Annotated in this window: 6 protein-coding genes, 1 other RNA gene and 1 pseudogene; 5 read left to right on the plus strand and 3 right to left on the minus strand. The window is 43.1% G+C overall.

Annotation, left to right across the window (positions count from 1 at the left end):
* The 5 genes from AC3LHT_RS00470 to AC3LHT_RS00490 form a co-directional block, all read left to right on the plus strand.
* A partial coding sequence (locus AC3LHT_RS00470; protein ID WP_488661658.1) for an ABC transporter substrate-binding protein occupies positions 1 to 673 on the plus strand: 673 nt, incomplete at its 5' end.
* Positions 674 to 738: 65 nt separating this feature from the next.
* Complete coding sequence (locus AC3LHT_RS00475; protein ID WP_290646291.1) at positions 739 to 1,746, plus strand: ABC transporter permease; 1,008 nt, start codon at positions 739 to 741, stop codon at positions 1,744 to 1,746.
* Between the two features lie 9 nt (positions 1,747 to 1,755).
* The gene (locus tag AC3LHT_RS00480; protein ID WP_488661659.1) at positions 1,756 to 2,631 is read left to right on the plus strand and encodes an ABC transporter permease; all 876 of its coding nucleotides are present in this window, start codon (positions 1,756 to 1,758) and stop codon (positions 2,629 to 2,631) included.
* Between the two features lie 6 nt (positions 2,632 to 2,637).
* Positions 2,638 to 3,600: an ABC transporter ATP-binding protein gene (locus tag AC3LHT_RS00485; protein WP_290646295.1), complete on the plus strand. Its 963-nt coding sequence runs from the start codon at positions 2,638 to 2,640 to the stop codon at positions 3,598 to 3,600.
* Positions 3,600 to 4,577: an ABC transporter ATP-binding protein gene (locus AC3LHT_RS00490; protein WP_290646297.1), complete on the plus strand. Its 978-nt coding sequence runs from the start codon at positions 3,600 to 3,602 to the stop codon at positions 4,575 to 4,577. Before AC3LHT_RS00485 ends, AC3LHT_RS00490 begins: the two co-directional genes overlap by 1 nt.
* Here the strand turns inward: AC3LHT_RS00490 and AC3LHT_RS00495 are convergent.
* The 3 genes and pseudogenes from AC3LHT_RS00495 to mnmL form a co-directional block, all read right to left on the minus strand.
* Positions 4,574 to 6,256 carry a YgiQ family radical SAM protein gene (locus AC3LHT_RS00495; RefSeq protein WP_488661667.1) on the minus strand — a complete coding sequence of 561 codons (1,683 nt, stop codon included), beginning with the start codon at positions 6,254 to 6,256 and terminating at the stop codon, positions 4,574 to 4,576. The genes AC3LHT_RS00490 and AC3LHT_RS00495 overlap by 4 nt on opposite strands.
* 42 nt (positions 6,257 to 6,298) lie before the next feature.
* An RNA gene (rnpB, locus tag AC3LHT_RS00500) (RNase P RNA component class A) lies at positions 6,299 to 6,629 on the minus strand.
* Positions 6,630 to 6,641: 12 nt separating this feature from the next.
* Positions 6,642 to 7,178 (minus strand): annotated as a pseudogene (gene mnmL, locus AC3LHT_RS00505) (tRNA modification radical SAM protein MnmL/YtqA); the annotation flags it as partial.

Here is a 7,178-nt window from a genome sequence, read left to right on the forward strand (position 1 = left end):
AAAAGCCATTGCTTATGCCGTTGATAGAAGCTATATTGTGGACGATGTATTCGCGGGAACAGTAGAACCTCTCTACACACTGGTTCCCATTGGCATGTGGAGCCACCTTGATGTGATGCCTGAGAGAGATCTCGAAAAGGCAAAAGAATTGCTCAGAAAAGAAGGTTATTCCGAAGACAATCCTCTCGAAATAGAACTCTGGTACACACCAAGCCATTACGGGTCAACAGAAGCCGACGTTGTTCAGGTATTGAAAGAAGCTATCGAGGAAACTGGCATGATCAAAGTAGATATCAAGTACGCAGAATGGGCAACATACATCGATTATTTCATAAACGGCTACATGGGTGCCTTCCTGCTCGGCTGGTATCCTGACTACCTCGATCCTGACGACTATCTATGGCCCTTCCTTTCAAAATCTGGTGCAGCATCCATGGGGGCTTTCTATGAAAATTCGCTCATAGAGACCATGATGATACAGTCCAGAGCTGAATCTGATGTAGACATAAGAACAGAGATTAATGAGGATGTTCAAAAGGTTCTCGCAATAGACGTACCCTATGTGCCTTTGTGGCAGGGCAAGCAATACTGTGTTACTTACCCTTACGTCAAAGGAGTTGTTTTGGAACCTTCACAAATCTTCAGGTACTATCTACTCTACACCGAGGAATAAGAATCGAACTGTTCTGCCGGGTCAAAAGACCCGGCAGTTTATAAACATAAACAGGGGGTGCTTCCGTGTCGTTAAAGTGGTATATAATCACCAGAATTCTTCTGGCGGTCCCCATGTTCTTCATTCTTCTCTTTATGATTTTTCTTGTGATGCGCATTCTTCCAGGGGATCCTGTGCTTGCCATGCTCGGCGGTAAAGCTCCCATGTCTGTAATTGAAGCTAAGAGGCATGAATTGGGATATGACAAACCGCTTCTTAATCAATTTGGCGACTACCTGCTCGACATTATTAAGGGTGACCTTGGCCGGTCGGCTTTAACGAAAAGGCCAATAGCCGATGAAATTGCTGACAAATTACCTGCAACCATCGAACTGACGATTTTTGGCTTCATCGTTGCACTTGTTATTGGTATTTTTTGGGGTGCTGAAGCTACAAAAAGGCATGGGGGAGTACTTGATATAACCGGAAGAGTTTATGCAATTTTTATCTACTCAATTCCCGTATTCTGGTTGGGTATGCTTTTCCAATGGTTTTTTGGCGTTAAATTGAAATGGCTCCCCATAGCCGGCAGAATTTCTCCGCTTCTTAGACCAGACAAAATCACCGGTATGTATTTATTTGATTCTCTTTTCACCTGGAACATGCCCGCTCTAAAAGATGCAAGTCTTCACATAATTTTACCAAGTCTTGCTCTCGGTCTTATAATATCCAGCGTCTTTTTGCGTATGGTACGTGGCAATATGGTGTTAATGCTTTCACAAGATTTCGTGAAAGCCGCAAGGGCAAGAGGTATCAAAGAAAATAGCGTCATCTATCGCCATGCCTTGAAAAACGCGTTTGTTCCCATTATGACTGTGATGGGCCTTCAACTCGCTGCATTAATGGCCGGTGCAGTTCTAACTGAAACTACATTTTCCTGGCCGGGAATAGGCTCTTACCTGGTTGAGAAGATAAGATACAGAGATTTCCCTGCCATACAGGGTACCATAGCGGTTTATGCCATTATAGTTGTGGCAATTAGCATTATAGTCGATATAATAAACGCGTTGGTTGACCCAAGGGTCAGATATTGAGGTGATTGCATGCAGGAATGGAGTTTATCATATAGATTGGGAAAAGGTTTAAGAAGGCTTTTCAGAGACAAATCTGGCGTTATGGCTTTTGTGGGCTTTGCGATTCTTCTAACGTATTTGATCATGGCAATTTTCGCGCCATATTTGGCTCCTTATGATCCTGTAAGACGATCGGGCAAGGCCTTTTCAGCCCCATCAAAGGAACATTGGTTTGGTACAACCAACCTTGGTTATGATGTACTAAGCAGAATCATTTACGGTGCAAAAATTGCACTTAAAATTGCTTTCCTTGCTGTTGCTGTCGCAGCAGCCATTGGAATTCCATTGGGGCTGATCTCGGGCTATGTAGGCGGTGCTTTTGACAGAATCCTCAGCATGTTCATGGATGCAATTTACTCTTTCCCTCGTTTGATATTAGCCATAGCTATTGCCGCTGTCTTGGGGCCCGGTGTGATAAATGTTGCACTTTCAATCGCTGTCATATATGCCCCAACTTATTTCAGAGTGATAAGAAATCAAGTGGCTTCTCTGAAAGACCAGCTTTTTGTCGAAGCAGCCAGAGCCATGGGAGCGAGGAATTTCTCCATACTAGGTAGATATATCCTTCCTAACGTTTTACCTTCTGTGATTGTAGTGCTCTCTATGAACCTGGCAGACGCAATTATGACAGAAGCGGGGTTAAGCTTTCTAGGTCTTGGCATTTCTCCACCTACACCTGACTGGGGTTACGATCTTTCCAATGGACAGAGGTTCTTACTTCTGAATTATTGGTGGATGATCCTCTTCCCTGGTCTTGCCATAATCACCATTGTTCTGGGTTTCAGCCTTTTCAGTGAGGGTCTGAATGAGTTCCTCAATCCCAATGTTGGCGAAACCAGGAGGTGATGGTACATGCTGCTTGAGTTAAAGAATTTGATGGTGAGTTATAAAACACGTGAGGGAAGAGTATTAGCTGTTGATAAAGTCAGTCTTCCGGTTGAAGAGAAGAAAACTCTCGGCCTTGTGGGTGAATCTGGATGTGGAAAATCAACGCTTGGTGGCGCGATTTTGGGCATTTTACCTAGAGAAACGAAAATCACCGGGAAAGCCATTTTTAATGGAACGGACTTGATTTCAATGCCCAGTAAAGAGTTGAGATTCATAAGGGGAAAAGATATTTCTATGATCTTTCAGGATCCGATGACTTCTTTGAATCCTGTGATGAAGTTGCGGGACCACTTTTTAGAAACCATATTTACGCATACTAAGACTTCAAAAGAAGATGCTATTGCTATGGCAGAACAGGCTCTAAAAGAAGTGGGAATTTCATCAAATAGGCTCAATGACTACCCTTTCCAGCTCAGTGGTGGAATGCGGCAAAGAGTAATGATAGCCCTTTCGCTGGTTTTGAATCCCAAACTGGTTATTGCCGATGAACCCACAACCAGTCTTGACGTTATCGTTCAGGCACAGATTTTACAGTTGTTAAAGGGGTTGCAGGAAAAATTCAAAATGGCGATGATTCTTATCACCCATGACCTCGGTGTTGTTGCTGAAGCTGCGGACGATATTGGTGTCATGTATGGAGGGCATCTTGTGGAATATGCCCCAAAATTCAAGTTGTACAAAGATCCACTTCACCCCTACACCAAAGACTTATTGGCCTCCGTGCCTAACACAAATATCGATGATAAAGAGCTGAGATTCATTACGGGGTATCCCCCAAACCTTATGAATCCCCCACAAGGTTGTCGCTATGCAGAGAGGTGCAGCAAAGCCAAAGAGATTTGTAAGCAGAAAATTCCGCCTGATTTTTACACAGATGATGGTAGATTGGTGAAGTGCTGGCTATACGGAGAGGGTGAAGGAAAATGATGCTGAAGGTAAAAAACCTAGTAAAACATTTCCCCATAAGGCAATCATTTGTTAAAACCATGCTGACAGGTGAAAAAAAGGTCGTTCACGCTGTAAACAATATCAGTTTCAACATAGAAGAGAGGCAAACTTTAGGCCTCGTTGGAGAGTCGGGAAGTGGCAAAACAACCACTGGAAGACTTGTTTTGAGGTTAATTGAACCCACTGCTGGAAGTATAGTTTACAGAGGGATGGATATAACCGCTCTCAAAAAAGAACCTCTTAGAAAGTTGAGAAAAGAAATTCAAATCATCTTTCAGGATCCCCTGGCAGCACTTAACCCATATATGAAAGTAGGGGATGCTGTTAGGCACCCTCTTGATATACACGGTATTGGAAATCGGGAAGAACGCCATGACATGGTTTTGGATATGTTATCGAGAGTAAATCTTGAACCCGCTTCAGATTTCGTCAAACGATATCCAAGAGAGCTCTCAGGTGGGCAACGTCAAAGAGTTGTAATTGCCAGAGCTCTTATTACAAGACCAAAATTCGTGGTAGCTGATGAAGCGGTAGCCATGCTTGATGTCTCTGTGAGGTCACAGTTATTGGATTTAATGCTGAAACTAAAAGAAGAATTCAATCTTACGTATTTGTTCATAACTCATGATTTAGCAACAACGAAATATATCTGCGATCGCATAGCTGTTATGTATCTGGGAACAATTGTGGAAACCGGATCCTTCGAGGAAATCTATAAAGATCCCGCTCATCCTTATACCAAAGCCCTGATTTCCGCTGTTCCCGAACCGGATCCAGAAACGAAAAAGAAAAAAATGATCCCTGCTGGCGAGGTCCCGAATGCCGTAGATTTGCCGTCGGGTTGTTTTTTCCACCCCAGATGTCCTTTTGCTATGGACAAATGCAAAGTCGAAGAACCACCGGAGATTGAATTAAGCGAAACAAGAATGGTAAAATGCCATCTCTTCGATCGTTAAATCTTTCGCTTCTGCGGTCTCCGCAGAAGCATTTCTTTCTGTAATGTCCTTTTCTTTTCTGATTTTTCTACAAACACACTTTCTGCAGTGAAAGGATTCATTTCTGTATAGTACATGGTGGTAGAAAAGGTCAACGGCGTGGGTGTGAAAATCTGGACCTGACGAGGAGTATATCCCATCTTCGATTTCACATAATTGCGTAACTCTTCCATGTGATCCTGTGTACAACCTGGATGTGCAGCTATGAAATAACCTATAAGATACAGCTTTCGATTCTTTCGCATTGATTCAAAGAGGGAGATAAATCTATCGAGAACTTTTCTATCGGGTTTTCCCATTAATTTCAGCACATCTTCAGAAATGTGTTCTGGTGCGATTTTAAGTTGTCCGGAAATGTGATGTTCAATGAGCTCATTTAAAAATTTCACTCCACTTTTCCTGTCCATCAGTATGAGGTCATACCTGATGCCTGAAGAAATGAATACGTGTTTTACTCCATCTAAGCTCCTTATTTTTCTCAGCAGTTCAATGTAAGGAGTGTGATCAATTCTAAGAGAAGGGCAAATTTTTGGAAAAAGGCATCGTTTTTCTAAACAAGCTCCTTTGTTGAACTTGACCATACATTCAAAACCATACATATTTGCCGTTGGTCCTCCAACGTCTGTGATAGTGCCATTGAAATCTTTTCGCTTTGAAATGAGCTTCGCTTCATCCAAAATCGAATCAGGGCTTCTACTTACCACGTATCTACCCTGGTGAAGAGTAATGGCGCAGAAATTGCATTCTCCATAACATCCGCGGTGGGTTGTAATAGAATACTTCACTGTTTCGATCGCCTTCACTCTTCCTTTATTTAGGCACTCTGGATGTACTTCTCTGGAATATGGAAGAGAATATATTCGATCAAGTTCCGTGGTTGAAATAAGTTCTGGTGGATTCTGAACCACATAGCGTAAATCCTGCCTTTGATATATTTTGTTTCCCCTGATTGGATCAGTCTCATTATAGAAGATTCGAAATGCCTTTATATATGAGAGTTTATTTTTAGATATCTCCTCAAAGGAAGGGATTTCTATACCAGCAAGAGGTTTTTTCGTACACCAGTAAACGATACCTGGAATGTCTTTGTCAATCTCACCATTTTTCGCGATCGATTTGGCTATTTTGACTATGCTCTTTTCTGCCATACCGTAGGCGATAACATCAGCTTTAGCATCTATAAGCACTGATTTCCGAACCTTATTACTCCACCAATCGTAATGTGCAAAACGCCTGAGGCTTGCTTCAATGCCCCCAAGCACGATTGGAACATCCTTATAAGCGCTCTTTATGAGATTTGAATAAACTATGGTTGCCCTATCCGGCCTTTTCCCCCCCAGTCCGCCCGGAGTGTAGTCATCTCTTCTCCTCCTCTTTTTTGAAGCGGTGTAGTTTGCAACCATGGAATCTACATTCCCGGCGGTAACTCCAAAAAACAGCCTGGGCTTTCCAAGGGCAGTGATATCTTTCAGAGTATGCCAATCTGGCTGAGAAATCACTCCCACTCTGAAACCTTCAGCCAGCAGTACCCTTCCAATAACAGCTACCCCAAAAGAAGGATGATCCACATAGGCATCCCCTGTAACCAGAATTATATCGACTTCTTTCCACTTTAGCTTCTTCAATTCGCGTCTGGTCATGGGTAAATATTTCACGCTTTCACTCCCAATAAAAAAGATAAACTGGAAAGTGGGACTGTAAGCCGGATTCTGTCTTAGGTGGTCATCTATCTGGGAGATGCGTTTCCGCATTCCTCAAGCGTCCTACCCGGGAGGGAATTCGGTGGGCACCCTCAAACCCTCCCTGCTTGGACTTGCTCCGGATGGGGGTTGCCAAGCATCCGGGTTACCCCGGACCTGGTGAGCTCTTACCTCGCCGTTCCACCCTTGCTTTACAGCGGTCTTCTTCTCTATGGCCCTTACCGGGGATCACTCCCCCTGGGTATTACCCAGCATCCTTGCCCATGGAGTCCGGACTTTCCTCGGCATATACCGCGACCACCCGTCCCACTTTCCAGTTTAAAAACTATCGATTCAGATATGCGTATTTCTTTCCTTGATAACTTCCCCTTAATATCATTTCCTTTTCGATTCTGTTCAATATTTCAATCTTTGGCAAGCCCCAGTTACCAAAAACTGTCCCTACGTGTGGTGGATCTGCTGCCAATCTATGGATGACAATTTTTGGATCGAGATATTCCAGAAAGGTTATTGCTCTGTTGATAAATTCGTTTAGAGACCCAATTTTGATTTTACCCTTGCGATACAATATTTCAAGGGGGGTATCCTTTACGACATAAAGCGAATGAAGCTTAACTCCATCGACTTGCAGCACGGATATTATTTTTGCCGTCTCTACCACATCCTCGAGGTTATCCCACGGCAGGTTTAGTATAACGTGGGCAATAACTTCCAAGCCATATTTCTTAGCTCTTATGACGGCATCGACAAATTCGGCCAGGGTGTGTTGGCGATTTAATTTACGAAGTGTATGGTAATTCACGGTTTGAAGACCTAATTCCAGAAATACATCAACGCTCTAACTGCTTTTGGGCAATTTAAT

This window comes from Kosmotoga sp., from assembly GCF_982836095.1.

Bases quoted from the DNA above. Each gene is read 5' to 3' on its own strand.
- AC3LHT_RS00495 (WP_488661667.1), bottom strand. From the start codon at position 6,256: ATGACCAGACGCGAATTGAAGAAGCTAAAGTGGAAAGAAGTCGATATA.
- AC3LHT_RS00485 (WP_290646295.1), top strand. From the start codon at position 2,638: ATGCTGCTTGAGTTAAAGAATTTGATGGTGAGTTATAAAACACGTGAG.
- AC3LHT_RS00490 (WP_290646297.1), top strand. From the start codon at position 3,600: ATGCTGAAGGTAAAAAACCTAGTAAAACATTTCCCCATAAGGCAATCA.
- AC3LHT_RS00480 (WP_488661659.1), top strand. From the start codon at position 1,756: ATGCAGGAATGGAGTTTATCATATAGATTGGGAAAAGGTTTAAGAAGG.